We start from the raw sequence: 25,612 nt of genomic DNA on the forward strand, positions 1-25,612 counted from the left end.
GCCTGAAATCCCCGGACATCGCACGTCGCGGCTTCCTTTTCAGAGTGGCCCGAGGGCTGACACGCCCTCACACCATGGCTGCGTTCACGGATAGTTTAACGCGAAACACACTGCGCGTGCAGAAATATTGCTGCAATGCGGCAATTTTTCGCCAATTGGATCAAAATGAGACAACAGGATGCTCTTTTCGATCTACCCGATGTGAAACAGGGTCGAGAACAAGCGTGGATCCAAGCTGGCGGAAACAAAGGTTGGCCCTTCGGTCAGCACCGACACTGCGTCGTGGCTGTGCAGGCTTTCCTGATGGCTGGCCACAACACGGAAATCACCGACATGATGATCGGCCAGAAGCTCGGCACAAAACAAGCGCGCGGCGTCTTCGACAAAGATTGGGTTCGCGGCATTCAGCTCGGCAAAGGCCTGTTCGTCCTCGCGCTTGACCATCACTTGCGTTTCGGTCGGTACTGCGCGGCGGCACAGGGCAATCAGATCTTCGAACCACAGGCAATCTGCTTTGCAATCAACAACAACGGAAATCCGCGCAACAGAACGCTGGGAATGCGGTGTCGCCAGTTGCCCCCGTGTGGACCGCGCATGTTCGCTCAGCTCAAGCGAACATGGACAGGTGGACGAATAGACATAGTCCAGATGGATGATCTTCTGACGTACGCCGTTTTGTTCGACCAGTTCCAACGCGATGTCGTAATACTGATACCCTTGCAAACCCGATCGCAGGCTTTCCACCCGGTCCGGGTAGGAAAACCGCATCTGGATACGCGCATCGAAACTGTCCAGATCGGTCATATAATCGTCCAGCGCAGCCTCCATGACCTCAAAACTGAACGTACGCTCGGCATGTTTGTAGAACGAGCGCATGATGCGGGACATGTTGATGCCCTTCTTTTCGGCATCAAGGCTGACCGTTCCGGTGACCGAGGTTTCAAGCGTGAGATCCTCACCATGTTTACGGTGGAACCGAATCGGCAAACGGAAATTAGAAATGCCCACATGCTGAATTTGTTGCATGGCCCCGCGGATCAGGCTGGACGGTCCGTTTTGAAGGTCCGGCAACGATGCCCGATAGGCCGCGTCAACTGTGAAGTCTTCGGCATATTCTCGCGACAGCGAAGGATAATTCACCGGAACCAGTCCAGTCACGAGGCGCGCAATTGCAGGATCAAGCTGGCTGATCTCAGCTTCACTCGCGGACTCGGCCCATTTGCGCAGCGTTCTAAGCGCGGCGGCGGCGTCTTCATTGTCAGGTGCGTCTTCAATGGTGCGGGGGTACACATTCATCGAACGGGGTTCCTCGATTGGTCGCCGGACTATATACAGGTTCGACGCTTTTTCCAGTTTAACCGTATACGCATCAAAGTACGGCCCGGATGAAAATCCGCAAACATCGCGGGAGTTACGCCGCGTTTACGCAGTTTCACCCAAGGCATAACAGGATATAGAGCGTAGTTAGCGCTGAGAAACGTCCAAAGCGCGCTTAATATCGGCAAGCAGGTCGCCCGCATCCTCCAGACCGATGGACAGGCGGATCAGGCCGGGAGTAATGCCCAACTCGTCTTTCTGCTCATCGCTCAGCCGTTGGTGGGTCGTGGTCGCCGGATGGGTCGCAATCGACTTGGCGTCGCCCAGGTTGTTCGAAATCACCGGAATCTTCATCGCGTTGAGGAACGCAAACGCAGCCTCCTTTCCGCCCTTGATATCCAGCGACAGAACGGTGCCGCCCTTACCGCCCAACTGTGATTGAACCAGCGCATTCTGCGGATGCGTCTTTAGCCCCGGATACAATGTGCGTTCCAACGCGGCGTGACCCTCCAGTGCCTCAGCCACGATCTGGGCCGTCTCAGCCTGAGCATTGACACGCAGGGTCATCGTTTCCAGACCTTTCAGCATGATCCAGGCGTTAAACGGGCTCAGCGCCCCACCGGTGTGCTTCAGATAAGGCTCAACGGTGCCGCGGATGAAGTCCTTGGTGCCGATGATTACGCCGCCCAGCGCACGCCCCTGCCCGTCGATATGTTTGGTCGCCGAATAGATCACAACATCCGCGCCCTGCTCGATCGCACGCGAAAACACTGGGGTCGAGAACACATTGTCCACGACCACCATCGCACCAACCGCATGGGCCAGTTCGGCGACGGCCGAGATGTCGATCACCTCAAGCGTCGGGTTCGACATGGATTCAAAGAACACAGCCTTTGTGTCGGGCCGGATCGCCGCTTTCCATTCGTCCAGATTGGTGCCGTCTACGAAAGTTACATCTACACCAAACCGGGTCAGGATGTTCTCGACAATATACAAGCATGAGCCGAACAGCGCCTTAGCCGAAACGATGTGGTCGCCTGCCTTCAGCATCGAGGTCAGCGCGCCATTGACAGCCGCCATGCCCGAAGCTGTGGCGAAAGCATCCTCGCCCCCCTCAAGCGCCGCGATACGCTGCTCGAACATCGACACGGTGGGGTTGCCATAGCGGGCATAGATGAATTCATCCGGGCCACATTCCAGAAAACGGGCCTCGGCCTGTTCGGCATTCTCATAGACGAACCCCTGGGTCAGAAAGATCGCCTCGCTAACCTCATTGTATTGGCTGCGACGGATGCCGCCATGGACGGCTTGGGTGCGTTTGTTCCAGCTTTCGCTCATGTCATTCCTCTCGACCTTTGCCCGGCAAAGGCATCAAAAAAACCCCAGACGCGGTCAAGCGAAAGGGGCCTTTCATCCTGACCTTTTAGCGGTGTTGTTTAGCGTGGCCCGCAATCCGGTAACAAATCGCCACGTAGCTCTGCGAGAGGCAATACGCTTCGGGCGGTTTGCCGTCAAGCCCGGCGTTCCCCCGGTCACGGTTGCGTAATCGGCTCTTGCCGCCCCGTCAGAAACCCGCATGATCCATTCAACAAAAGGAGGGCACATGGCGGACCCGATTGATCTGTATTTTTGGCCTACCCCCAACGGGTGGAAGGTATCCATCGCGTTAGAAGAGATGGAGTTGCCCTATTCCACGCATCTGATCAACATCGGCAAGGGCGATCAGTTCGACCCCGAGTTCCTGAAGATTTCGCCCAACAACCGTATGCCTGCAATCTTTGACCCTGACGGGCCCGACGGCGCGCCGGTTTCCGTGTTCGAAAGCGGGGCAATCCTGATGTATCTGGCTCGCAAGACCGGGCGGTTTTATGGCAATACCGAGCGTGACCGGATCGCGGTCGAAGAATGGCTGATGTGGCAGATGGGCGGCGTTGGCCCGATGGCCGGTCAGGCGCATCACTTCCTGAAATACGCACCCTACATGGACCCACCGCAGGACCTGCCCTATGCAAAAGACCGCTACCGCACCGAGGTCGGGCGTTTGTACGGCGTGCTGGATCGACGGCTGGCCGACAACGAATATGTCGCGGGCGACTTCTATTCCATTGCCGACATGTCAATCTGGGGCTGGGCCAGCCTATGGGAAGGCCAGCAGCAGGTGTTAGAGGACAAGCCGCACTTTACCCGCTGGCTGGAGACGGTCAGTGCCCGTCCCGGCGTCCAAGCCGGTCGCGCACTGCATGCCGAATTGCGTGGAGATAATCGTGACAAGCAGTCGCAAGAGACCTTGTTTAAGCGATAAATCAAATCGATCCAATGTCTGCTGTGAGCCCAGTTCGACCGATGCTGCAATGCGCATAGATGTCTGGTCATAGATTTTGCAAGGATGATGTTGATTGAGCGTTTTGCATGGTTGGATCTTAGGCAGTCCTGGATTTGTTCATTTTCGGGTGTTGTCGACCTAATAAACAGGAATAGAAAGCATAGCGAATCCGGCGAAATTGGGGGTAACGCAATCCCACGCGGTACAAGCGAAAGGCTTCAATCATTGATTTCTATAACAATAAAAAATGCCCCCAGATTTGGGGGCGAGAGTTATAAGAGGAGCGATTACAAGAGATGCCTTATTGTGGATTCACAACCAAAGTACCGGAATTCATGGCGTCGATCAGTTTGTTAACTTCATCGACAACGTCCACTGGGATGTCTGGGTGGAACGACCCGATCCGCATGGCCAGTTCATTGCCCATATCCGCCCGGTAGAGCGCACCTTCCAGTTTGCCAGCAGCTGCCAGTTCCAGGTAGGACCGCATGTTGCCTCGGACATCCAGAATAGCGGACTGTAGGATTTCCGGCCATTCGTTGATCGCATCACGATAGATGCCGATGCCATAGACGCCTTTTTCCTGAACGGCCTGCATGGAGCCCAGCGTCGCGCTGTCCATTGTCGGCCAGACGACATCGGCGCCTTGGGAAATTTGGTTCAAAGCAGCTTCTTTGCCCTTGGCGATGTCATCCCAGTCGCCGGTCCAGGTAACCAAAACTCTGATGTCCGGATTGGCCGCTTTGGCCCCTGCTTCATATCCAGCAACCGTGTCGGTCGTGAATTTGAACTGTTGCGCCGCGATGATGCCGATGGTGCCTGTGTCTGACATGGAGCTCGCGACGTAGCCCATTAGATAAGCGATTTGGCTGAAGTAGAAATCCGCGTTGGCAATGTTGTCTTTTGTGCCCAGTCCGTTGTTCACCATGAACATGGTTTCCGGGAAGCGTGCTGCGACGCGTTCCACTGCGTCCTGGAATTCTCCGCCGTGACCGATCACAAGGTCATACCCCCTGCGTGCGTAGTCGCTCAGGACTTCGATTTGTTCCGGTTGATGCACGCTTTCGGAAAAAGCGGCTTCAAAGCCAAGCACTTCACCTGCCTTGGTGAGACCTTCGAATCCGGCTTGGTTCCAGCCATTATCAGAAATCGATCCGGGCATAACGATCGCGGCGCGTTCGATCCCGTCAGCGACCGCAGGCCCGGCCAACATCAGTGCCGCAAGCCCCGCCAATAGTTTGGACTTTAATTGCATTGTTGTTCTCCCATATTGGATATGTGTTGTCAGGGTGACGGGAGGATCGCGACGTGAAAAACGATGGTTTCTCACGTCACGGCTGAGATTTATCGATGCTCCCGGTCGTAGGGGAGTCCAACGCTTGCAGGTGCGCTGGCCTTGGCGCCGAGGACCACAAGTGCGATGAGCGATGCGAGGTAAGGCAAGATCAGGAAGAGCTGATAGGGAACCTCTGGCGAGGTGAATTGCAGTTTGAATTGCACCGCATCACAGAAGCCGAAGAAAAGCGCCGCGCAGATCGCGCCGATGGGCGACCAACGTCCTAAGATGATTGCCGCAAGCGCAATGAAGCCTTTGCCCGCACTCATGCCTTCCGCAAACACATAGACTTGCGATAAGACCAGATGCACCCCAGCAAGTGCCGCGAGGGCACCGCTGACTGCAATTGCGAGATATTGCATGCGAAAGACAGGAACCCCAGCCAAGTCCGCGGCCTTCGGGTTTTCGCCAACGGCGCGAAGGTCCAGACCCTTGTGGGATTTCATCAGCCAGAACCAGGCGGCTATTGCCAATCCGATCAAAAGGTAGAACAGCGGATCCTGGGCAAACAGGGACGGGCCAACTACGGGAAGATCTGACAAGTAGGGAATATCGATCTGCGAGAACCCGTTTACCCGCGCCCCTCCGGCCTGAGCTCCAAATATCTGACGGGACAGAAAAGCTGTGAGTCCAGCCAGCAGCAGGTTGAGCGCGATACCGCCAACCAGCTGGTTGATGCGCAGCCGGATCGACATATACCCAAGCAGCAGGCCTGAGATCAGGCCGCAAATGATCCCGCATCCGAGCCCGATCATGGCGGAGCCCGTTGCGAAAGAACCAGCAGCGGCGCCAAGCGCACCGGCGAGGATCTGACCTTCGAGGCCGATGTTGTACAGCCCGCCACGTTCCGCAATCACCCCGCCAAGGGCAGCAAAGGCAATTGGCGTACCCAATCGGGCGGTTCCGGCAAGGACGTCGCCCAGCAAAACAAGATCAATCATAGCCTATGCCTCTTTGTTTTGGCGTTGTGGTTGGCGGCGCAGCCGCAGGTTTTTTGCCAGGGGTTTCAGAACGGATGTTGACTTGGTTCGCGGTGTCACGAGGGCGGCGGCGACCAAAACCACAACAAGCCCCTCGACCACTTCGATGACGGAACTGTCGACCCCGACGGCACGTTGCATCGTTCCCGCGCCGGCAGAAAGCCCGGCAAGGAACAGCGCGGTCAACGGCGCGACAATTGGGTTAAGAGCCGCAAGGAAGGCGACGACAATTCCGTCATAGCCGTAGCCATCGCTAAACAGGTGGAACAGGCGGAACTTCAACCCAATCACCTCGATTGCGCCGGCCATGCCTGCAAGGCTGCCGCCAATCAACATGGCGCGTATGATGGTCTTTTTCTGGTCCACACCGGCATAGGCCGCAGCGCGGGCATTACGCCCCACTAGGTCCAAGTGGAAGCCCGATGGCGTGAAGCGCAGCCAGAAATACAAGATAACCGTCATAGCCAGCCCGAATACAAAGCCCACATGGGTATCAGATCGCGGCATCAGAATAGGCAGGCGATAGGCTTCTGAGACTTCCTCCGAATAAGGATATGGCGCGCCTTCGGCCAATAGCGGCCCGGCCACGGCATAGCTGACGATGTGGATCGCAATGAAGTTCATCAGCAGCGTGACAATGACCTCATTCGTACCCCGATAGGCTTTTAGATACGCGGGAATTGCCGCCCAGAACGCCCCGCCGGCGGCGGCGGCGACAAATATCAGCGGCACGCCAAATAGACCGGGCAGATCGGGGATCGCCAAAGCGAAGACGGCGCCGAACAACCCACCAATATAGATCTGCCCCTCGCCACCGATGTTGAACACACCGGCGCGCATCGGAATGATTACGGCCAGCCCCGCCAGAAGCATCGGTGAGGCTTTGACCAGCGTATTGGAGAAACCCCAGTAATTCAGGAAGGATTCCAGAAACAGAACCTTATAGGCCTCAAACGGGTTGTGTCCGTCGAGCAGGATCAGCACGCCGCCAACGCTCAGCGCTAAAAGTAAAGCAATCGCAATCCGGCGTTGCGTGGTAAATCTGTTCATTGTACCTCCTCCGGCGCTGCGGTCATCAAGAGCCCAATGTCTTGAAGAGTTGTGTTTTCTGGATCGACAACACCTGTGATCCGCCCAAAGGCCATCACGGCGACGCGGTCAGAGATGTCGAGCACATGTTCAAGTTCAGTGGAGATATAGAGAACCCCCACGCCGCTTTGGGCGACGGCGCGGATCTGGTTCTGAACAAATTCCGTTGCGCCGACATCAAGCCCTTTAGTCGGCTGTACGACGACCAAAAGATTGCGCGCCCGGGCCACTTCACGGGCCAAAACGATTTTTTGTTGATTGCCACCGGATAGAGCCGAAGCGTTCAATTTTGGGTCAGGGGGCCTAATGTCAAAGGCCGCGACCACGTTGCTTGCGATCTCGTGCATCGCGCGCCGGGAAATCAGACCGCCAGACATGAACCTGTCTTCGCCAATGGATCGAAATGCCATATTTTCTTCGACACTGAGCGACAGGACCAAGCCTTCGGCATGGCGGTCCTCGGGTACGAAGCCTATGCCGTCTGCAATGCGCGAAGCGATGGAGGCGCTTGATATCTCCGTGCCATTAAGGTGGATGGCGCCGCTGGTTTGCCTTTTGAGGCCAGTGATCACCTCGCTCAACTCCGTCTGGCCATTGCCGTCGATCCCAGCGATTCCAAGAATTTCGCCAGCCTTCACGGAGAGGGTCAGATCCTGCAGGATTTCCGCCCCGCCTGGATCGATCAGGCAGACATCAGAGACAACCAGAGCGTCCGGTGCTGAGCTGATGTCATTGCGCGCCTTTTTGGCCTTGAGCATCACGACCGTTTCGCCGGTCGGCTTGTCTCCCATCATAAGCGCTGACATCTGGGCCATGGGCGTGGTCGCAACCGGAAGAACTCCCTCGACACGCCCATGGCGCATTATCATGACGCGATCGGCAATTTCGCGGATTTCATCGAGCTTGTGGCTGATGAAAAAGACAAGGCAGCCGTTGGCGACCAACTTGCGCACTCCTTTGAGAAATGGCGCGACTTCGGTCGGGGCAAGAACGCTGGTGGGTTCATCCAGGATCAGGATCGATACATCGCGAAACAGCGCCTTAAGGATTTCCACCCTTTGCTTCATGCCCACAGGCATTTCCGTGACACGGATGTCGAAATCGACGTTAAAGTCAAAGTCGCTGCAAAGCTGCCGAATGCGCGCCCGCGCTTCGGCACCCCGCTTTGTGCTGGGCAAGCCGATCAGAATGTTCTCTTCGGCGTTCATCGCGCCGACCAGGCTGAAATGCTGGTGGATCATGCCGATCCCATGCTCAATAGCTTTTGCTGGGCTGGTCACCGAAACAGGTGTTCCGCCCAATTTGATTTCGCCGTTATCGGGCTGATACAGGCCGATCAAAACGCTTGCGAACGTGGTTTTACCTGCTCCGTTCTCACCCAAAATCGCAATGCACTCGCCCTTCGAGGCCAGCAGATTGACATTGTGCAATGCACGAACGGCGCCAAACGACTTGTCGATGCCAGTGACTTTCAAAAATGGATCCAAGACAACCTCCCAACTTTCACGCAAATTCAAGAGAGAATGCCCTATCTTCTCAAATTAGATGTTTTCACCTCACAGCTGAGAATTTCGCCCACATGTGAGCCGGCAATCGGGTTAAAGTGGAGCGACGAATTAGCATCGCATCAGGAGAGCAAAGCCGCGCGTCATGGCGAAGATACCGTCGTTGAAAAGTATTCAGGCCTTCGAAGCGGCCTGCCGGCATCTGAGTTTCAAGGATGCCGCCGATGAACTATGCGTCACTCCGACTGCCATTTCTCATCAGATCAAATCGCTGGAGGATCAACTTGGGGTGCCCCTGTTTCACCGGCTTACCCGCGCCTTGAAACTGACGGAGGATGGGGCCAACTACGCGCCCCACATCATTGAAGCCTTCAAGAACATTGAAGCCGCCTCTCTCGCGCTGGAGGAAGACGACCTTGCGGGCACATTGACAATCTCAACAACCGGGTCTTTTGCCGCCAATTGGCTTAGCCCGCGGCTGCGAGGCTTTTACGAGAAATACCCGGATATCTCGGTAAGGGTTCTGTCTAGTGATCAACTGGTGGATTTCAAATCCAGCGATGTGGATGTGGCTATTCGGTATGGCTTTGGCGATTATCCTGACAGCAATGTGGCTTGGGTCTTGAATGACTGGGTGGCCCCTGTCTGTAGCGTGGAAAAGGCGAAGTCACTGGGTTCCCCCGAAGATCTTCTGAAGTCTCGTCTGATCGAATACCAATGGAGCGGGTTTTCTGATGCGGATCCGAGTTGGGAGCGATGGATGGACGCGGCTGGCTTGCAAACTAGTGACGTCGAGCCCTATGTCACCTATTCCGAGGAACACATCTGCTTGCTGACGGCAAGCGATGGTCATGGTGTGGCCTTGGTCAGCCTTTTGGCCGCCGCGCGTTTTCTGGAACGCAATATGCTGGTCGCCCCCTTTGACGCGGCATTGAAGAACAAGAGCTATTTTCTCGTCTGCCCGGAAACTTACGCCAATCGTGCACGCGTTCGTGTGTTCCGGGAATGGCTATTGGACCAAGCAGATGAGTTTCGCGACAGCGTCGTCGGTCAAAGGTTTTTTGAAGAATAGCGCGTCTGCAACGATCTAATCCGTCGCTTGAATTTTTGTCATTTCTAAATTGCCGAGAAGCATGCGTTTCTGAACCCCTAATCAGGAGTTCTTGCGCATGCATAGTTTTGACCCTTCCCAACCCGATGGTTTCAATCAAACTCTGGACAGCACGGTCTCTGCCGACGGCGTCCCGGTCATTGCAGAACGGTATACAGTGCCAGCACGTCGCGGCGTCGCGGTGCGTTTGACAGCCGAACAAACTTTGACCATCACCAATCCGACCGGCTGGCAAGTCTGCGATTTCTGGGCGTTCAATGCGGCAGAGCTGCATGAATATTTGTCCATGCCGCATGTGCATACGGATCTTCTGTCTGTTTTCCCAAAGATCGGTGACAGGTTGGTCAGCAATCTGCGCAATCCTCTTCTGACGCTGACCCAAGACACATCGCCGGGTGTTCATGACACAACGATCGCCGCTTGCGATGCCAACCGGTACAAGCAAATGGGCGTCACCGATTACCACGACAATTGCGCCGACAACTTGAGGCAGGCCTTGCTTGCTATCGGGAAAAAAGCACCGCATGTGCCAGCTCCGTTCAATCTGTGGATGAACGTACCAGTTCACCCAGATGGCAGCCTTGCCTGGGCTGCGCCAGTGTCAAAGCCGGGGGACAGCATGACCTTCAAAGCTGAGATGCCAGTCTACGTCGTTATGTCGGCCTGCCCGCAAGATATCACTCCAGTCAACGGGGACGAAGGCAAGCCGAGCGCACTGGAATTTGTTGTTCATGACGGCTGATGGCGGCGACATATTTTCTGCCCGCTGGATCATCGAAGATGCCTTTCACAGTCACGACGACTTCGCGCTTTATGTTCTAGACGGCAGAATAGGTGGATTGGCGCCTCTGGCCGTATTGAAGTCACGTTATCCCAGCGCAAGGGTGCACTTGGACACAAACACGGCGATCCTGCCCGGGTTTGTGAATGCGCATCACCATTGCTATGGGGTGAACCTGATAAACCAAGGGATACGGGATGACCTGTTAGAGCCTTGGATTTTCGCCTCCGCTGGCGCAGCCGACGTTGCGCCGCGCCTCGCCACCGAATACGCGGCAATGCGCTTGCTGAAGAATGGGGTAACGGCTGTTGTGGATGCCTGCACCGCGGGTCAGACAGCGGCCATTGCCGAAGCGAAGATATGGGACAAAATCGCCGTATATAACGGGCTTGGCCTGTCTTGCGCCATCGCGCCGGGCGAGAGATGGCACAACCAGCTTGTACATCCATATGGGCAAAGCCAGTCGTTTCTGACTACCTTGCCCGAGGTTCTGCGATGCAAACTGCAGCGCCAGCACGTTGCGCGCGCACGTATTGAACCGCAAAGTTTTGTGCGGCTTCTGTCCCGGATGCATGGCGAATACGCGGCTTCAGAATGCGCTGATGTGTGGTTTGGTCCCACGGCACCGCATTGGACGGGCCGAGAGACCCTGCGCAACATCGCCAGGAAGATTCGCGAAAGTGGCCAGCGCATTCACACCCATGCCGAGGAGTCTCGACTGCAACACCTGTCGGCTACAGCCTGGAGTTTTCAGGGTGCCATTGCAGAATTGGGCAAAGTTGGCCTGCTCACTGACGGCTTGTCTTTGGTGCATATGGTCTGGGCGGACGAAAAAGATCTGGCGCGAGTGGCCGAGGTGCGGGCGCATATCGTGTGTAATCCCAGCTCCAATTTGCGGCTGCGTTCCGGCATTGCACCCGCGCCATTGATGAAGCGGATGGGCATCAACCTCGCACTGGGGATGGATGGGACCAGCCTGGCAGGTGATGACGACATGTTCGCCGAAATGCGTCTGGCGCAAAGCCTTTATTGGTCAAGTGATCGGGCGAACCCTAGCCTGACCGCGAAGGATGTTTTCGACATGGCCACTATGGGTGGCGCGCGTTTGATGGGAATGGATCACAGCATCGGAAGCCTGTCCGTCGGCAAGCGCGCCGACTTTGTGATCCTGCGCCTGGACCGTCTTGAAGGTCCCTGGTTGGACCCCGGCATTGATCCGGTTGAGCTGTTGGTCAGCTCGGCAAAATCTACGGATATCCAGAGCGTCTTCACCGGCGGACAACTGGCCGTTTCGCACGGCGAGACCAAAAAGTGCGACGAAAAGATAATTCTTCAAAACATCACCGACGGCATGCAGCGCGCCGCGGATCAAAGGCTGAGCGCTAGTGAATATGCCGCCGTCAAATCCGCATTGCAGCGCTGGTATGACGATTGGCTGACGAACAACGCCCAGCAATTGTGACAGAGGAGCAAGACCATGCAGAAGAAAATAATCTGGCCAAACGGCGCGCGATGCGCCTGTGCGATCACCTTTGATATCGATGCGGACAGCCTGATCCATATCGCAAGGCCGGTCGATGGGCATGATCGCCTCTATCCGATCTCCATGGGGCGCTACGGGCCGACGGTTGCCATCCCTCGGATTCTAGAAACCTACAAACGTCTCGGGCTGAAACAGTCCTTCTTCGCCCCCGGATGGGTCGTGGAGCAATATCCAGATGCAATGCAAGCCATCCTGAAAGATGGTCATGAAATCGGCCATCATGGCTATTTGCACGAAGACCCGACAAACCACAGCGCGTCTGAACAAGCCTATTGGTTCGAACGCGCGCTGGAGTCGCATAAGCGGGTTCTGGGCAATGTTCCAAAAGGCTATCGCGCACCGGTTTACAATGTGACGCAAGCCGTCATCGACCTGCTGAACAAGCATGAATTCGACTATGACAGTTCGCTGATGGCGGATGATGTGCCATACCTCATGCGATCAGGCGGCCGGACTTTGGTCGAACTTCCATCGCATTGGGGGACCGACGACTGGCCGCAATTCGCCCACTATGAGGAAATTGGTTACATGATGCCCGTCGCCGGGCCACGCGCCGGGCTGACCCCATTTTGGGAGGAATTCGAAGCCCAATACGAAGAAGGTGGCTTCTGGATTGGCATCTGGCATCCCTTCCTGACCGGGCGTTTGGCGCGGTGGCGGCAGGTGGAAGACTGGATGGATTCTGTCTTGAACAGGGGTGACGTCTGGTTCGCTACTCTCGGAGAGATCGCACAGCACGTGCGCATGCAATATGAGGCAGACCGGCAAAGCGTACGGGTTGAAGAACTGCCTTATTATCAGACTCCGGTTCTGACGGCATGAATATCCTTCAACGGACGCGCGACTTTCTGGATTCGCTCGACGCGCATCGCGAGATATTCCTTAGCGTTGCGCCAGATAGACTGTTGCAGGATGCCCGATCCGCCGCCGCGCGGCAGGCCGAAGGAAGGCTGCTTGGCCCGTTGGACGGCCAGTTTCTTGCGGTCAAGGCCAATATCGACGTGCAAACGTTCCGAAGCCATGCGGGATCCTTGGCCATCGATCCTCAACCAGCAGACAATGACGCCCCGATCGTCGCCAGGCTCCGTTCTGCGGGCGCGATCGTCTTAGGCCATGTGAACATGTCAGAGTTCGCCTTCTCGGGGCTCGGAGTTAATCCGCATTTCGGCACCCCTCTGAATGTGTTGGACAGCACAATGGTGCCTGGAGGGTCCTCGAGCGGATCGGCGTCAGCCGTTGCCATGGGCTTGGCCGACATCGCATTGGGCACAGATACCTCCGGCTCCGTGCGCATTCCGGCCGCCTGTCAGGGCCTGGTGGGGTTTCGCCCAACTATGGACCGCTATGAAAGCGCCGGGATTTTACCTCTGGCGCCTTCTATGGATACGCCAGGCTCACTCGCTTTAAACGTCAGTCAGATTTGCGCTGTGGATCGCGCTTTGTCGGATTGCAAAGAAACCGGGCACGCCCGCCGTCAAATTCTGTGCCTGAGGGAAGATGCCCTGGTGGGATTCACCCCGGAAATCAAGGCTATGTACGAACAGGCTCAGCAGCATTTGTCCGAGCATGGCATCGAATTGGAAAGAGTTGATATCCGAAGTTTCACTCGTGTCACGGAGGTCTTCCAAACCTGCGGAACGCTGGTGAGTGCCGAAGCCTTTCGTCTTCTGCCAAGTTTGGTCGGAGACCAGCAGGCCAGACTGGACCCAAATGTGCAGGATCGGCTTGCTCAGGCGGCTTCAATACTTGGCAAAGATCTGCAGGCATTGCTCGAAATCCGGCGGGCCCTCATCCCGGACTTTGGCAGGGAACTGGCAGGGAAGATGCTGCTTTACCCGACATTGCCGTCGTACCCGCCGTCTGTTCAGGCCGTGACCCTCGATAAAGGGGTCTTTGCACGGGAAAACGCCCTTATCCTGTCGGTATCGATGAAAGCTGCTTTCCTCAATGCGCCAACAATTTCCATTCCATTTGGAGAACGGAGACCGGGGGTCAGCCTATCCTTGAGCGGCGGCGCAAACAGGGACGCGGATGTACTTGCGACGGCGTCTTATCTGGAGAAGATTTTTTCAGCGATTAGAGATGGCTGAGGTCATTTCACTCCATTCAGAATTCTCTTCATTTGTACCTGCGCGTCACTGGCTTCACCTTTGAATGGTCCATTGCAAACTGACTAGGTGACAAGATGACCACAATCCTGAGAATTGACGCCAGCGTGCGCCATACCGACAACCCTGTTGCGGCCTATAACTCCATTTCCCGCGCTTTGGCGGACAGTTTCGTGGAAGAGTGGAAAACGGTTGATCCCGACGTTGAAATTATTGTGCGTGACGTCGGAATGACCCCGCCAGATTTCATTTCCAACGATTGGATCGCGTCCGTCTTTACAGCAGAAGAGGAACGTACTCCTGAACAGAGCGCTTTGGTCAGTTTGTCTGACACGCTGATTGACGAGCTCGACCGCTCCGACATCCTGCTGATTTCGACGCCCATGTACAACTACGGCATGCCCGCAGCGCTGAAGGCTTGGTTTGATCAGATCATCCGGATCAACAAGACGTTTACGTTTGATTTGGCGCGCGGCGACTTCCCTCTGGAACCGATCATGTCCGGCAAAACCCTGGTGCTGCTGACATCGGCTGGCGAATTCGGCTTTGAGGACGGTGGGATTCGCAATGACTCGGGTCACCTTTCTGCGCATATCAGCACATTGCGCAAGTACCTGGGCGCAGAACGCATGTTCGAAGCTGCGGCCGAGTACCAGGAATTCGCTGATGAGCGTCACAAAGCTTCGGTCGCCTCAGCTCAGGCCCAAGCACGCCACATTGCGCGTGAGCTTGCCTGAACGTTAGCCAGTTTATGGAAAGGAGAACCTGTTGAAATGAACAGGTTCTACATTTCCAACTTGTCACAACTCAAGGTGTGTGAGGCAGGTGGTTGTGTCTTGCGCTTACTTGAGTGGCTCAAGTCGCTAAAGATACGAAACGACAGCGAATGTAGTAGTAAACCTTCATTTCGGATTGGCAGACAGTTTTAACCAATTTCTTGATTCAACATCCCCGCATTCGAACTCTTGGTTCTAAAGGGGACTTTGCTACGCTGCGTTCGAACGGCAGATTTGTCCGCATTGCAGACCTATCCCCCGCCCGCACCATCACATCCAGCTCCGCGAGATATCCTCAACATCTCTGCGTTCAAATTGGGCACCAAATGCGCACAGCATTTCGACATGCGCTGTGGCAACAAGGGAAAGCCAGCACAGAGCAATTTGTTCAAGCGATGAGAAATCCCTGCTATACTCTGGCTTTGAATAGGAAAAGGATTTTCAAAGCCTAGACTGGTCCACGCCTCGACACCTGCTTTGAGGCTGGTCAGGCGACCATCGGTCGGGCCGGAAAATGAACGAGTTGTTTTATGCGAGTTTTAACCCCTCTGTTTATTTTATGCGCAGGAATGGCGAGTGCCGCGCCAGATTGCGAGGAGCCTGCGCAGGCTCAACCGCATGAACTGGTGGCCTATGACCTGTCCGCTGAATTGGACGTCCTGTTGGAGGAAGACGCCGTCGCAGCCCCCGCCAAGCGCGAACTGACTGTATCACCCAGACCGCGACTGCGACCCTGCAAATTCCGTCAGATCGAGGTTGGCCGCGAACGGATGCGCGATCGCGGTGCGGTGTGTGGTGACTGGACCATTCTCGGCGAGAGCCGAAAACCCTTTAGAGGAAAGTACAGGGGATGCGGCATTGCCGATCCCGTGCGTATCCGCGTGGTGTCTGATGTCTTTCTCAGCCAATTGGCGCTGATGGATTGCGAAACCGCCATCACGCTCAAGACTTGGCTGGAGAACACGGCCAAACCGACCTTTGCGGATCAGGGTGGCGGTTTGAAAGGAATTCGTCTGGCCGGCCATTATGCGTGCAAGACACAGAACAATCAGCCGCGCGCGCGAATGTCGGAACACGCCCGCGGTCGCGCGATTGATATCTCATCTTTCGTACTCATGGATGGCACTGTGATCACGGTACGCGACGGGTGGACAGCTGAAGATACAAGCGACGCCATGCGTGAGCTTCATGCAGGTGCTTGCGGTCTGTTCGGCACAGTTCTGGGTCCGGACGCCGACCGCTATCACAAAGGGCATTTCCATTTTGACACAGCGCGCCGCCGCAGCGGATCTGTTTGTCGCTAGAGGCCTAACCCTCCCCCCGTACCAATACATCCAGCATTGATGAGATATCCTCGATCTCTTCCGCGATCACATGGGTCACCGAATGCGCCCGCTGCATCCGGCCCGTGACCCGCAACAGGCGCCCGGAAATCACCGCGCGGCGGAATTGTTCGTAGATTTTCCGCCAGACGACCACGTTCACGATACCGGTCTCATCCTCAAGCGTGACAAAGATCACCCCCTTGGCTGTCCCCGGTCTCTGCCGCAGAATCACCAGCCCGGCGACAGCCACGCGCGCGCCTTCGGGCGGGTCGTCCAGCCGGTTGGCTGGCAAACAGGTCGGCGGGCGCGGCCAGTTCCGGTTTGAAACCGCAGGATGAACAGGGGCAACAAGCATGAGAACAAAAATAGAACAAACTGCAGGAAAGTCCAGACACGGCGTGTTGAGTCGCAAATGGTACTGGAAAGACCTAAACGCCTTCACTAAGGAAGAATTCGAAAACCGAAAAAGGAAGACGCACGCAATGGCAAAGATCACCTATGTCGAGCATGGCGGTACCGAACATACAGTCGAGGTCGCCAACGGGCTGACAGTCATGGAAGGGGCCCGCGACAACAACATCCCCGGCATCGAGGCCGACTGCGGAGGCGCGTGCGCCTGCTCGACCTGCCACGTCTACATCCACCCCGACTGGGTCGAGAAAGTCCCAGGCAAGGATGACATGGAAGAAGACATGCTGGATTTTGCCTATGAGCCCGACCCGACCCGTTCGCGCCTGACCTGCCAGATCAAGGTCACGGATGAGTTGGACGGTCTGGTGGTACAGATGCCCGAAAAGCAGATCTGATGCTTTCCAAAGCGCCGCGTCTGCCCGCCTGTCTGTGGCAACATCGGGCACGCGGCGCGGTGCTGGCGTTGAGTGTGTGGCTGGCGGAGATGGGACCAGCAGCTGCAGACACCATCACAAGCGCCCGCTTCACTGAGCCAACGACGCGCTATGCCCACGGCGTACTGGGCGACGACATCGAATATGGCGCGCTTGAACTCAAAGTTTCGAATACGTCAACTAAAACGCTCTTCATCCAGCCGGTATACAAACGCTCGGTTCTGACCATCAAGTTGCCGCTTGATCGCGTCTTTGAAGACCTCAGTCCCCGTCTAGTCGATATCAATCTAGATGGATCAAACGAAGTGATCGTCGTGGAGTCCAACGTCCATGCCGGTGCACAACTCGCAATCTATGATGCACGCGGAGAAAAGATCGCAGCCACGCCCCACATTGGGACCCGCTTTCGCTGGCTCGCTCCAATTGGCGCTGCAGATCTGGATGGTGACGGGCTAGTCGAGATTGCTTACATCGACCGCCCGCATCTAGCCAAAACCCTGCGCATTTGGCGATTTCAGAACAACGCACTGACCGAGATCGCAACCCTACCCGGTCTGACCAATCACCAGATTGGAGAGGACTTCATCACCGGTGGCATTCGCAAATGCGGAGGAAACCGTGAAATTATTGTGGTCAACGCTGACTGGAGCAGCATTGTCAGCGTCAACTACGATGATGGCTGGAAAAAACGGGAACTGCTGCCCTTTACCCCATCCGCAATGAAAGGGGCACTGACCTGTCCAAAATAGAACCGACCGCAGCCCGCGCCAACTGGCTGCCCGGCCCAAGGCCTTTGGCGGTGCATCTTTGATGCAGCGTCAGGACGCGGGAGCGTTTTGGATCAAAGCGCCCGCCAGCCAATGTCGCGGCGGAAAAACCCATCGGGCCAGTCAATCCCGTCGACCGCCGCATAGGCCCGGTCCCGTGCCTCTTGCAATGTGCCTCCACGGGCAGTGACATTCAGTACGCGACCGCCAGAGGCCACGATCTGACCCTCCGAAGCCTTGGTTCCGGCGTGGAACACCATATTCCCGCTATCCTCGGGAAGGCCCTCCAGACCATTGATCACACTGCCCTTTTCGTACGCACCCGGATATCCATTCGCCGCCATCACCACGGTCAGGGCATGATCATCCGCCCAGTTTACCCGCGCCTCGGCCAACCGGCCCTCGGCAGCGGCATGCATCAGATCCATCGCCTGCGCACCGAGGCGCATCATAAGAACCTGACACTCGGGATCACCAAAGCGCACATTGTATTCTACCAACCGAGGCTGACCGTCCTTGATCATCAGACCGGCATAAAGGACGCCCTGAAACGGCATACCACGACGCTTCATTTCGGCCACGGTGGGCTTGATAATCTCTTCCATCGCGCGTTCTTCGATCTCAGCACTCAAAACCGGTGCCGGTGAATAGGCGCCCATACCGCCAGTATTCAGTCCGGTATCACCCTCGCCCACGCGCTTGTGGTCTTGTGCGGTGCCGACGGACAGGATGTTCTCGCCATCGCACAGCACGAACAGTGACGCCTCTTCTCCATCCATGAACTCTTCGATGACAACCTCGGCCCCTGCCCCGCCAAAAGCACCGCCGAACATGTCGTCGATGGCGTCCAAAGCGGTTTGGTCATCCATCGCCACGATCACGCCCTTGCCTGCGGCCAATCCGTCAGCCTTGACGACAATCGGAGCCCCTTGTTCGCGAATATAGGCTTTGGCTGGTTCAGCCTCGGTAAACCGCGCATAGGCTGCGGTCGGTGCGCCCGACGCATCGCAGATTTCCTTGGTAAAACTTTTCGACGCCTCCAACTGGGCTGCCGCCGCAGAAGGCCCAAAAACCAGCACGCCTGCTTCGCGCAGGCGATCCGCCACGCCGGCAGCCAAGGGTGCCTCGGGGCCTACAATCACGAAGTCAATCGCGTTTTCCTCAGCAAAACTAACGACGTCCCCACCGTTCTCAATATCCAGCGCGGCACAATCCGCGATCAGCGCGATCCCGGCATTTCCCGGCGCCACGATCAGACGGTCACATTTGGGGTTCTGCATCACCGCCCAAGCCAGGCTGTGTTCCCGCCCACCACTGCCGAGAATGAGGATATTCATGAATGCTCTCCGATCTGCTTGGCCTCGCCTTGCGCGCGTTCTAAGCTGGCCGGGCATTTGACACAAGGCGCTGAAATGTCCGACCTGCTTGACGACCCTATTCCCGGCCAAAACACCCCTGAATACACTGTCTCGGACATCTCGGGCGAGGTGAAACGCACGCTAGAAGGCACGTTCGGCCGAATCCGTGTGCGCGGCGAGGTCGGGCGCGTGTTCAAGGCGCGCTCAGGTCATCTCTATTACGACATCAAGGATGACCGGAATGTGCTGGCCTGCACCACATGGAAAGGCCAGATCTCGGGCTTGTCCGTTGTCCCTGAAGAAGGGTTGGAGGTTGTGGTCACCGGTCGACTGACCGCATTTGGCGCGCAGTCGAAATACAACTTGAACGTCGATGAGGTCGCCGTTGCCGGACAAGGCGCGCTGATGGCGTTGCTGGAGAAACGCAAGAAACAGCTTGAGGCCGAAGGGCTGTTTGCCCCCGAGCGTAAAAAACCGCTGCCCTATCTGCCACAGGTCATCGGTGTTGTGACCTCTCCCTCAGGGGCGGTGATCCGGGACATACTGCATCGCCTGCGGGATCGGTTCCCGCGTAAGGTTCTGATCTGGCCAGTCGCTGTGCAGGGGTCGAACTGTGCCCCCGAAGTTGCAAATGCGATCAACGGGTTCAACAAATTAACACCCGGCGGGGCTCTGCCGCGCCCCGACCTGATCATCGTCGCCCGAGGCGGAGGATCGATCGAAGATCTGTGGGGCTTTAATGAGGAAATCGTGGCGCGCGCCGCTGCGGGATCAGATATCCCGCTGATCTCGGCCGTGGGGCACGAGACGGACACGACGCTGATTGACTACGTCTCAGACCGCCGCGCGCCCACCCCGACCGCCGCTGCCGAACTGGCCGTACCTGTACGGATAGAGCTGCTGGCCTGGACCGGCGAACAAGGCGCACGTCTGTCGCGTGCCGCAACCGATGCGGTCCAACGTCGGTCGCAGCGCCTGCGCGACCTATCGCGTGCGCTACCGCGACCGGACAGCCTGTTGAACACCCCGCGCCAACGGCTTGATTTGATTGCAGATCGCCTGACCCCGGCGCTTGAGCGCGGTGTGCAGAACCGCCGCCTACAAGTGGTTAAACTTTCCGCCCATTTGCGCCCTTCGACCTTGCGCAATCTTGTTTCAAGCCGACAAGAAGCCGTGCGAAGTCTGTCGTCACGCCTGTCCTTGCGTCCCATTCAGCGTGAAATCGAGATACAGCGCCAGTCCATCACCCGGTTGGCCGAGCGTATGAACGCCGCCCAAACAACGCGCCTGGACCGGATGCGACAAAAGCTGGACGCCACCGACCGCCTACGCGAAACGCTCAGCTACAAGGCAACATTGCAACGGGGTTATGCCGTGGTCCGCGCCGAGGATCAGGTTGTCACGACAAAAGCTCAGGCTGCAAAGCATGGCTCACTTGAGATAGAATTCGCCGATGGCGTGCTGACCACCGGTCAAACAGCTGCCCCACGATCAGCTACGAAAAAAACGCCCAAAAAAGACGCGCCAGATCAGGGTTCATTGTTCTGAACCGATCTCAGACACCAACATCCGGCCCATAGCAGATCATCTCTTCGTCGACATCCTCGGCCTCATAAAGCTCGGTTTCTTCCGGGTCGCCTTCGAATTGCGCGATCAGACCACCCCCTGATCGGGTGAACACCCAGCATTGTGGGTCCAGACGGTCTTCGTAGATGAAACAGATCTGGGCATCCTTTTCGTACCAGACGCCATGCTTGCAATCGCCATCCAGAAACGACCAGATGACGCGGCGATTGGGCAAGTACCGTTCGACGCCATATACCTGCCCCTGAAAACCGTAGAACAGGGTTTTCCCCCGCGTGTAGTCGTCAAAATCCGCACCCGACAGGGCTGATTGAGCCGTCGCTGAATACGCGGGCAGCAGAAGAAGAATCACAAGATATCTGAGCATAGCCACATTGTGTCAGAAGCAATTGTCCGGCGCCAATCACCATTTCCGCAGGATCCCTGCCTCAACGTCACGGTTGAGGTGAATCAAAAACCCGTCACAAGCTACTGAAAACGGAGAGGTATCTATGACAACTGTACTGTTCTGGCTCGCGGCTGCTTGTGCTTTGGCCTACCTACCGCTGTCGCCGCGTCCGGCCAGCACATTGCGATCCGTGTTGAAAACTGCATCCGTCGCACTGCTGGCCGTGACTGCCTTGTTGGGTGCAGGTCCGCTTCTTCTGGTGGTCGCGCTCTTATTGTGCGCCATTGGCGACGCGCTGTTGTCGCGCGAAACTGACAGCACTTTCATGTCCGGGATTGGGGCCTTTGCCGCAGGTCACCTTGCATATATCGCCCTGTTTCTCACTCATCCTTCAAGCAATCTTGCCCTGATTTTCGACCAGCCTGGATATTTCTGGTCCCTTATCATTCTAGGCATTGTCGCCGCCACCCTGTTGGCCCCACGGGCCGGGAACCTCAAAGGCCCTGTTCTGGGCTATATTCCGATCATTCTGGGGATGGGCGTCGCCGTACTGACCCTGCCCGAAACCGGCGCCCTGAGATGGGCCTTGCCTGCAGCTCTGGCCTTCATTGCCTCGGATCTTATCTTGGCAACCGAGAAGTTCCTGCTGCCCAAGGGCCACCCCGCCCTGAAGATCACGCCTTATCTGGTCTGGCCACTTTATTGGGGTGCTCAGGCGGGTCTGCTGATTGCGTTCCTCTGACCCTTTGCAACTGCCGCAAATCCGCATTAGGTGAGGGGAACACCTGCGGAGACCAAAAATGGCGTTTTTCTCAAAGCTCAAGGACAAGTTGTTCAAATCCTCGTCCCGCCTCGAACAGGGGCTTGAGGCCATTGTTGAAGATGGGGGCGAGGAAACAGTCGCACCCGACCCGATCATCCCGGACCCCGAGCCGCAGCCGGAACCCGTACCGGAAGTTCCCCAACCAGTCCCAGAGGTGCCCGAACCTACGCCAGCGCCGCAACCGGTTGAGGTACCCGAGCCCGCGCCTGTTGATCCGACACCTGCCCCCCCGCCCCCCGAGGCGACACCTTCCAAAGGCGTGTTGGGTCGATTGTTCGGTCGCAGCGAGGCCAAAACCGCCGTGCGCCGTACGCTGGACGACGACATGCTGGAACAGCTCGAAGAGCTGCTGATCGCCTCGGATATGGGCGTAGATACTGCCTTACGTGTCACCGCCAACATGGCCGAAGGGCGCTTTGGCCGCAAACTCTCGACCCAGGAAATCAAACAGCTTTTGGCGCAGGAAGTGGCCCGCGTAATGGAGCCAGTCGCCAAACCCCTGCCTATCTATGCCAAACGTCCGCAAGTGGTGCTGGTCGTCGGCGTGAATGGCTCAGGTAAAACCACAACGATCGGCAAACTGGCCAGCCAGTTCAAAGCTGCCGGCAAAAAGGTCGTGATCGCTGCGGGAGATACCTTCCGCGCTGCCGCTGTCGAACAGCTGCAAGTCTGGGGCGAACGCGCGGGCGTGCCCGTCCTGACCGCCCCTGAAGGGTCCGATCCGGCCAGCCTTGCCTTCGACGCGCTCACCAAGGCGCAAGAGGACGGAGCCGACCTGCTGATGATCGACACCGCCGGTCGGCTGCAAAACCGCGCCGACCTGATGGAAGAACTGGCTAAGATCGTCCGTGTTATCCGTAAGAAAGACGAAACCGCACCGCACAACACATTGCTGGTGCTGGACGCCACCACCGGTCAGAACGCGCTGAGCCAGGTGGAAACTTTCCGCAATCTAGCCGATGTCTCGGGCCTGGTGATGACCAAACTGGACGGCACGGCCAAGGGCGGCGTTCTGGTCGCACTGGCTGACAAGTTCGGCCTGCCCATTCACGCCATCGGCGTCGGAGAGCAGATTGATGACCTCGCTGCTTTCGACCCCGAAGAATTCGCCGCCGCGCTCACTGGTCTGGATCAGTCCTGAACCGCAGCTTTATCTGGCCTCAAATACCTTCCGGGGGTCTGGGGATGGAAAATCCCCGCCCCCTCCCAGCGAAATGATCTGACACTTGAGCGACTGGCTGATCTCTCTCGAAGGCACGGAAGCAGGCCATCAACTCGCCCTGGGGCTTGCTTTGATGGCCGCCTTTCTGCACGCAGTGTTCGGCGCCCTGCAAAAAGGCCGCCACGATCCATGGCTATCACGCGGTGCGATCGACGCTAGCTATTGCCTGATGGCCGCCCCGTTCGCTTTTTTTGTAGTACCGTGGCCAGAACCCTACATGTGGCCAATCTTTGCCACCGTCTGGCTGATCCATGTCGCCTACAAAGTTCTGCAGGCGATGGCCTATACCAAGGGCTCTTACACTGTCGTCTATCCGGTTGTCCGCGGCACAGGCCCCCTGTTCACCGTCATCGGTGCCTACCTGCTGTTCGGAGAAACCTTCACCGGTACCCAGTGGTTCGGCGTGGCTGTCCTGCTGGCTGGTATCTTTGGATTGGCCGCCTATAACTTTCGGTTTCTCGAAACCAACCGCGACACGCTGGGCATAGCGCTGGTATTGGCCGTTTCGACCGGCTTGTTCGTGGCGCTTTACACCACCTATGACGCCTATGGCATCCGCGCCACTGCCGATCCGTTCACCTTTCTGGCCTGGTTCTTCATGATCGACGGTGCGACCATGCCGATCTATGCCTTTCTGAGATGGCGCGCGATGATCAATCGGCCTACCATTGGGCCTTTGATGCTGCGCGGCCTTGCAGGCGGCATTATCGCCCCAATGTCTTTCGGAGCCATCATGCTGGCCACAAGGCTCGACAAGGTCGGCGAAGCGGCAGTCCTACGTGAAACCTCAACCGTCTTTGCGGCCCTGATCGGATGGCTGGTGTTGAAGGAAACCGTGGGGCCACGGCGGATTGCACTGATGGCATTGATTGCACTCGGCGCCGTAATAGTTGAAATGGGCGGGTAAGCAGCAGGAAACCACTATGTCAGGCAAAAAAGAGATCAACCCGTTTCTGAAACAAGTGCTGGAGCTTGGGCCTCCACTGGCTTTTTTCTTCATCTACCTACGCCTGCGCGACGACAGCTTCCTGATCGGCGGCATCGAGTATTCCGGTTTTATCATTGCCACCATCCTTTTCGTGCCGCTGATGCTGGCCGCGATGGGGGTTCTTTGGTTCCTGACCGGTAAGCTCAGCCGGATACAGATTTTCACCGCATTCATGGTCATCTTCTTTGGCGGCCTGACCGCCTGGTTCAATGACGAGCGGTTTTTCAAAATGAAAACCACGCTGGTCTACGGCTTCTTTTCAATCATGCTTGGCATCGGTCTGCTGCAAGGCAAATCCTACCTCGCCTATGTCCTGGACGAGATGCTGCCGATGCGCCACGAGGGTTGGATGATCCTGACCCGGCGACTCTGCGGTTGTTTCGCGGTTCTGGCGGTGGCCAACGAATTTGTCTGGCGGACGATGTCCACCGACCTTTGGGTCAAGATCGAAACATTCGGCTTTCCCATAGCGCTGATGGTGTTTCTGATGCTGCAATTCAATCTGCTGCAAAGCTATATGGATGACCCCGACCACCAGTAGATGAACCGGTTGGGAAGGCGTTCGCCTCATACGTTTGCGATGGTTTGTCGGCCGATGCCGACAAAAACCTTGGCTTAACGCCGAACCTGTGGAAAGTTGTGTCACCACCAAAACACTCACAGCCGGAGAATCTGGAACTCATGACGGCTTTCCCAGACAGCGGCTTCCTGTCCGAGGCATCCGACGGGTTGAAAGCCATGCTTTCCGCCCAGGCGACTGAAATCGCACTGGAACGTGGTGACGTCCTGTTTGAACAGGGTGACGAGGGTGACGCATTGTACGCCATTCTCGAAGGTACGCTTGAGGTGTCCTTTCTGGCCATGAGCGGCCGCAAGCTGTCGCTGACCCTTATGCGCCCTGGTGAGGTGTTCGGAGAGATTGCACTGTTCGACAGCGGCCCTCGCACAGCCACCATCGCCGCGGCAGAATCCTCGCGCATTCTGCGTGTCCGGCAGGGGGATGTGATGGAGCAAATTCGCCAGCACCCCGATCTGGCGGTTGACTTGATCCGATTGGCCGGTCTGCGCATGCGGTGGATGGGGTCGCAGCTGAATGAGCAGGTGTTCCTGCCGATGCCAATCCGGTTGGCCCGCAAGCTGTTACACCTGTCCGGACTTCAGGATGACCCATCGACCCGGATCACCCTGTCGCAAAGCGAACTTGCCGAATTCGTTGGCGCCACGCGCGAGGCGGTGTCCAAGACGATCTCGACCTGGAAACGCGACAACGTGGTCGAAGCTTCGCGTGGCGGGTTGATGATTCAGGATTTCCAAGCCCTGCGCGAACTGGCAGAATCCGACCTGATCTGATCCCTGTGACCTGCTTCACAGACCTTTTACAACATCAAGACTAATCTCTTAGTTGTTACCGTAGGAGGTCAGAGAATCATCCCCGATATCTGT

25 protein-coding genes and 1 riboswitch are annotated in these 25,612 nt (G+C 56.9%); of the genes, 16 read left to right on the forward strand and 9 right to left on the reverse strand.

Translation table 11 applies throughout. From position 1 onward, the window contains the following. Positions 1-192: 192 nt before the first annotated feature. Positions 193-1,296, reverse strand: coding sequence for a GTP cyclohydrolase FolE2 (folE2, locus tag ACR0AL_RS05115; protein WP_480662189.1), 1,104 nt, complete (start codon positions 1,294-1,296; stop codon positions 193-195). Between the two features lie 168 nt (positions 1,297-1,464). Next, entirely contained in the window at positions 1,465-2,655 is a 1,191-nt protein-coding gene (gene metZ / locus ACR0AL_RS05120; RefSeq protein ID WP_480662191.1) for an O-succinylhomoserine sulfhydrylase, read from the reverse strand. Positions 2,656-2,720: 65 nt separating this feature from the next. Beyond that, positions 2,721-2,798: riboswitch (SAM riboswitch) on the reverse strand. A 122-nt stretch (positions 2,799-2,920) separates the two neighbouring features. Between metZ and ACR0AL_RS05125 the strand changes: the two genes are divergently transcribed. After that, positions 2,921-3,619, forward strand: coding sequence for a glutathione S-transferase N-terminal domain-containing protein (locus ACR0AL_RS05125; protein WP_170374797.1), 699 nt, complete (start codon positions 2,921-2,923; stop codon positions 3,617-3,619). 322 nt (positions 3,620-3,941) lie between these two features. Here the strand turns inward: ACR0AL_RS05125 and ACR0AL_RS05130 are convergent, their stop codons facing one another. From ACR0AL_RS05130 to ACR0AL_RS05145, 4 genes are all read right to left on the reverse strand, one after another. Beyond that, the gene (locus ACR0AL_RS05130; RefSeq protein WP_170409375.1) at positions 3,942-4,895 is read right to left on the reverse strand and encodes a BMP family protein; all 954 of its coding nucleotides are present in this window, start codon (positions 4,893-4,895) and stop codon (positions 3,942-3,944) included. A gap of 89 nt (positions 4,896-4,984) precedes the next feature. Further along, positions 4,985-5,917, reverse strand: a complete 933-nt coding sequence (locus ACR0AL_RS05135) for an ABC transporter permease (RefSeq protein WP_170348318.1) — start codon at positions 5,915-5,917, stop codon at positions 4,985-4,987. A gap of 3 nt (positions 5,918-5,920) precedes the next feature. Further along, on the reverse strand, positions 5,921-7,006 hold the full coding sequence (locus ACR0AL_RS05140) for an ABC transporter permease (RefSeq protein WP_480662194.1): 1,086 nt from the start codon (positions 7,004-7,006) through the stop codon (positions 5,921-5,923). Continuing rightward, positions 7,003-8,562, reverse strand: coding sequence for an ABC transporter ATP-binding protein (locus tag ACR0AL_RS05145; protein ID WP_480662196.1), 1,560 nt, complete (start codon positions 8,560-8,562; stop codon positions 7,003-7,005). Before ACR0AL_RS05145 ends, ACR0AL_RS05140 begins: the two co-directional genes overlap by 4 nt. Before the next feature lie 133 nt (positions 8,563-8,695). Between ACR0AL_RS05145 and gcvA the strand changes: the two genes are divergently transcribed. The 7 genes from gcvA (at position 8,696) to ACR0AL_RS05180 (ending at position 16,173) form a co-directional block, all read left to right on the forward strand. Further along, entirely contained in the window at positions 8,696-9,622 is a 927-nt protein-coding gene (gene gcvA / locus ACR0AL_RS05150) for a transcriptional regulator GcvA (protein WP_170348315.1), read from the forward strand. 97 nt (positions 9,623-9,719) lie between these two features. Further along, a complete protein-coding gene (locus tag ACR0AL_RS05155) occupies positions 9,720-10,403 on the forward strand; it encodes a DUF1989 domain-containing protein (RefSeq protein ID WP_480662198.1) in 684 nt (227 codons plus the stop codon). Continuing rightward, complete coding sequence (locus ACR0AL_RS05160; RefSeq protein ID WP_170348313.1) at positions 10,393-11,904, forward strand: amidohydrolase family protein; 1,512 nt, start codon at positions 10,393-10,395, stop codon at positions 11,902-11,904. Before ACR0AL_RS05155 ends, ACR0AL_RS05160 begins: the two co-directional genes overlap by 11 nt. A 15-nt stretch (positions 11,905-11,919) precedes the next feature. Then, entirely contained in the window at positions 11,920-12,807 is an 888-nt protein-coding gene (locus ACR0AL_RS05165) for a polysaccharide deacetylase family protein (RefSeq protein WP_170348312.1), read from the forward strand. Next, positions 12,804-14,075, forward strand: coding sequence for an amidase family protein (locus ACR0AL_RS05170; RefSeq protein WP_170348311.1), 1,272 nt, complete (start codon positions 12,804-12,806; stop codon positions 14,073-14,075). Before ACR0AL_RS05165 ends, ACR0AL_RS05170 begins: the two co-directional genes overlap by 4 nt. Before the next feature lie 95 nt (positions 14,076-14,170). Next, positions 14,171-14,830, forward strand: a complete 660-nt coding sequence (locus tag ACR0AL_RS05175; protein ID WP_170348310.1) for an FMN-dependent NADH-azoreductase — start codon at positions 14,171-14,173, stop codon at positions 14,828-14,830. 608 nt (positions 14,831-15,438) lie between these two features. Further along, positions 15,439-16,173, forward strand: coding sequence for an extensin-like domain-containing protein (locus ACR0AL_RS05180; protein WP_226688602.1), 735 nt, complete (start codon positions 15,439-15,441; stop codon positions 16,171-16,173). Positions 16,174-16,177: 4 nt separating this feature from the next. On the opposite strand, the gene ACR0AL_RS05185 is transcribed toward ACR0AL_RS05180, so the two are convergent. Continuing rightward, positions 16,178-16,549, reverse strand: a complete 372-nt coding sequence (locus ACR0AL_RS05185; RefSeq protein ID WP_170348308.1) for an OB-fold nucleic acid binding domain-containing protein — start codon at positions 16,547-16,549, stop codon at positions 16,178-16,180. Between the two features lie 127 nt (positions 16,550-16,676). On the opposite strand from ACR0AL_RS05185, the gene ACR0AL_RS05190 reads away from it, so the two are divergent. Together ACR0AL_RS05190 and ACR0AL_RS05195 are read left to right on the forward strand one after the other, a co-directional pair. Further along, positions 16,677-17,000 carry a 2Fe-2S iron-sulfur cluster-binding protein gene (locus ACR0AL_RS05190; RefSeq protein ID WP_170348307.1) on the forward strand — a complete coding sequence of 108 codons (324 nt, stop codon included), beginning with the start codon at positions 16,677-16,679 and terminating at the stop codon, positions 16,998-17,000. Then, positions 17,000-17,788 (forward strand): FG-GAP repeat domain-containing protein, encoded by a 789-nt coding sequence (locus ACR0AL_RS05195; protein WP_480662200.1) that lies wholly within the window; start codon positions 17,000-17,002, stop codon positions 17,786-17,788. Before ACR0AL_RS05190 ends, ACR0AL_RS05195 begins: the two co-directional genes overlap by 1 nt. A gap of 92 nt (positions 17,789-17,880) precedes the next feature. Here the strand turns inward: ACR0AL_RS05195 and purD are convergent, their stop codons facing one another. Then, positions 17,881-19,143: a phosphoribosylamine--glycine ligase gene (purD, locus tag ACR0AL_RS05200; protein WP_170409356.1), complete on the reverse strand. Its 1,263-nt coding sequence runs from the start codon at positions 19,141-19,143 to the stop codon at positions 17,881-17,883. A 75-nt stretch (positions 19,144-19,218) separates the two neighbouring features. Between purD and xseA the strand changes: the two genes are divergently transcribed. Further along, positions 19,219-20,712, forward strand: coding sequence for an exodeoxyribonuclease VII large subunit (gene xseA / locus ACR0AL_RS05205; protein ID WP_170348304.1), 1,494 nt, complete (start codon positions 19,219-19,221; stop codon positions 20,710-20,712). 7 nt (positions 20,713-20,719) lie between these two features. On the opposite strand, the gene ACR0AL_RS05210 is transcribed toward xseA, so the two are convergent. Continuing rightward, on the reverse strand, positions 20,720-21,115 hold the full coding sequence (locus ACR0AL_RS05210; protein WP_170348303.1) for a hypothetical protein: 396 nt from the start codon (positions 21,113-21,115) through the stop codon (positions 20,720-20,722). Between the two features lie 124 nt (positions 21,116-21,239). Between ACR0AL_RS05210 and ACR0AL_RS05215 the strand changes: the two genes are divergently transcribed. From ACR0AL_RS05215 to ACR0AL_RS05235, 5 genes are all read left to right on the forward strand, one after another. After that, complete coding sequence (locus ACR0AL_RS05215) at positions 21,240-21,878, forward strand: lysoplasmalogenase (protein ID WP_170348302.1); 639 nt, start codon at positions 21,240-21,242, stop codon at positions 21,876-21,878. A 58-nt stretch (positions 21,879-21,936) separates the two neighbouring features. Further along, a complete protein-coding gene (ftsY, locus tag ACR0AL_RS05220; RefSeq protein WP_170348301.1) occupies positions 21,937-23,100 on the forward strand; it encodes a signal recognition particle-docking protein FtsY in 1,164 nt (387 codons plus the stop codon). 85 nt (positions 23,101-23,185) lie between these two features. Continuing rightward, positions 23,186-24,088 (forward strand): EamA family transporter, encoded by a 903-nt coding sequence (locus tag ACR0AL_RS05225; RefSeq protein ID WP_170348300.1) that lies wholly within the window; start codon positions 23,186-23,188, stop codon positions 24,086-24,088. Positions 24,089-24,104: 16 nt separating this feature from the next. Further along, the gene (locus ACR0AL_RS05230; protein ID WP_170357834.1) at positions 24,105-24,710 is read left to right on the forward strand and encodes an inner membrane-spanning protein YciB; all 606 of its coding nucleotides are present in this window, start codon (positions 24,105-24,107) and stop codon (positions 24,708-24,710) included. Positions 24,711-24,850: 140 nt separating this feature from the next. Next, the gene (locus ACR0AL_RS05235; protein ID WP_170348298.1) at positions 24,851-25,519 is read left to right on the forward strand and encodes a Crp/Fnr family transcriptional regulator; all 669 of its coding nucleotides are present in this window, start codon (positions 24,851-24,853) and stop codon (positions 25,517-25,519) included. Positions 25,520-25,612: the final 93 nt, after the last annotated feature.

This window comes from Ruegeria sp. BB1 (assembly GCF_056539465.1).

Bases quoted from the DNA above. Each gene is read 5' to 3' on its own strand.
- folE2 (WP_480662189.1), bottom strand. From the start codon at position 1,296: ATGAATGTGTACCCCCGCACCATTGAAGACGCACCTGACAATGAAGAC.
- metZ (WP_480662191.1), bottom strand. From the start codon at position 2,655: ATGAGCGAAAGCTGGAACAAACGCACCCAAGCCGTCCATGGCGGCATC.
- ACR0AL_RS05125 (WP_170374797.1), top strand. From the start codon at position 2,921: ATGGCGGACCCGATTGATCTGTATTTTTGGCCTACCCCCAACGGGTGG.
- ACR0AL_RS05130 (WP_170409375.1), bottom strand. From the start codon at position 4,895: ATGCAATTAAAGTCCAAACTATTGGCGGGGCTTGCGGCACTGATGTTG.
- ACR0AL_RS05135 (WP_170348318.1), bottom strand. From the start codon at position 5,917: ATGATTGATCTTGTTTTGCTGGGCGACGTCCTTGCCGGAACCGCCCGA.
- ACR0AL_RS05140 (WP_480662194.1), bottom strand. From the start codon at position 7,006: ATGAACAGATTTACCACGCAACGCCGGATTGCGATTGCTTTACTTTTA.
- gcvA (WP_170348315.1), top strand. From the start codon at position 8,696: ATGGCGAAGATACCGTCGTTGAAAAGTATTCAGGCCTTCGAAGCGGCC.
- ACR0AL_RS05155 (WP_480662198.1), top strand. From the start codon at position 9,720: ATGCATAGTTTTGACCCTTCCCAACCCGATGGTTTCAATCAAACTCTG.
- ACR0AL_RS05160 (WP_170348313.1), top strand. From the start codon at position 10,393: ATGACGGCTGATGGCGGCGACATATTTTCTGCCCGCTGGATCATCGAA.
- ACR0AL_RS05165 (WP_170348312.1), top strand. From the start codon at position 11,920: ATGCAGAAGAAAATAATCTGGCCAAACGGCGCGCGATGCGCCTGTGCG.
- ACR0AL_RS05170 (WP_170348311.1), top strand. From the start codon at position 12,804: ATGAATATCCTTCAACGGACGCGCGACTTTCTGGATTCGCTCGACGCG.
- ACR0AL_RS05175 (WP_170348310.1), top strand. From the start codon at position 14,171: ATGACCACAATCCTGAGAATTGACGCCAGCGTGCGCCATACCGACAAC.
- ACR0AL_RS05180 (WP_226688602.1), top strand. From the start codon at position 15,439: ATGGCGAGTGCCGCGCCAGATTGCGAGGAGCCTGCGCAGGCTCAACCG.
- ACR0AL_RS05185 (WP_170348308.1), bottom strand. From the start codon at position 16,549: ATGCTTGTTGCCCCTGTTCATCCTGCGGTTTCAAACCGGAACTGGCCG.
- ACR0AL_RS05190 (WP_170348307.1), top strand. From the start codon at position 16,677: ATGGCAAAGATCACCTATGTCGAGCATGGCGGTACCGAACATACAGTC.
- ACR0AL_RS05195 (WP_480662200.1), top strand. From the start codon at position 17,000: ATGCTTTCCAAAGCGCCGCGTCTGCCCGCCTGTCTGTGGCAACATCGG.
- purD (WP_170409356.1), bottom strand. From the start codon at position 19,143: ATGAATATCCTCATTCTCGGCAGTGGTGGGCGGGAACACAGCCTGGCT.
- xseA (WP_170348304.1), top strand. From the start codon at position 19,219: ATGTCCGACCTGCTTGACGACCCTATTCCCGGCCAAAACACCCCTGAA.
- ACR0AL_RS05210 (WP_170348303.1), bottom strand. From the start codon at position 21,115: ATGCTCAGATATCTTGTGATTCTTCTTCTGCTGCCCGCGTATTCAGCG.
- ACR0AL_RS05215 (WP_170348302.1), top strand. From the start codon at position 21,240: ATGACAACTGTACTGTTCTGGCTCGCGGCTGCTTGTGCTTTGGCCTAC.
- ftsY (WP_170348301.1), top strand. From the start codon at position 21,937: ATGGCGTTTTTCTCAAAGCTCAAGGACAAGTTGTTCAAATCCTCGTCC.
- ACR0AL_RS05230 (WP_170357834.1), top strand. From the start codon at position 24,105: ATGTCAGGCAAAAAAGAGATCAACCCGTTTCTGAAACAAGTGCTGGAG.
- ACR0AL_RS05235 (WP_170348298.1), top strand. From the start codon at position 24,851: ATGACGGCTTTCCCAGACAGCGGCTTCCTGTCCGAGGCATCCGACGGG.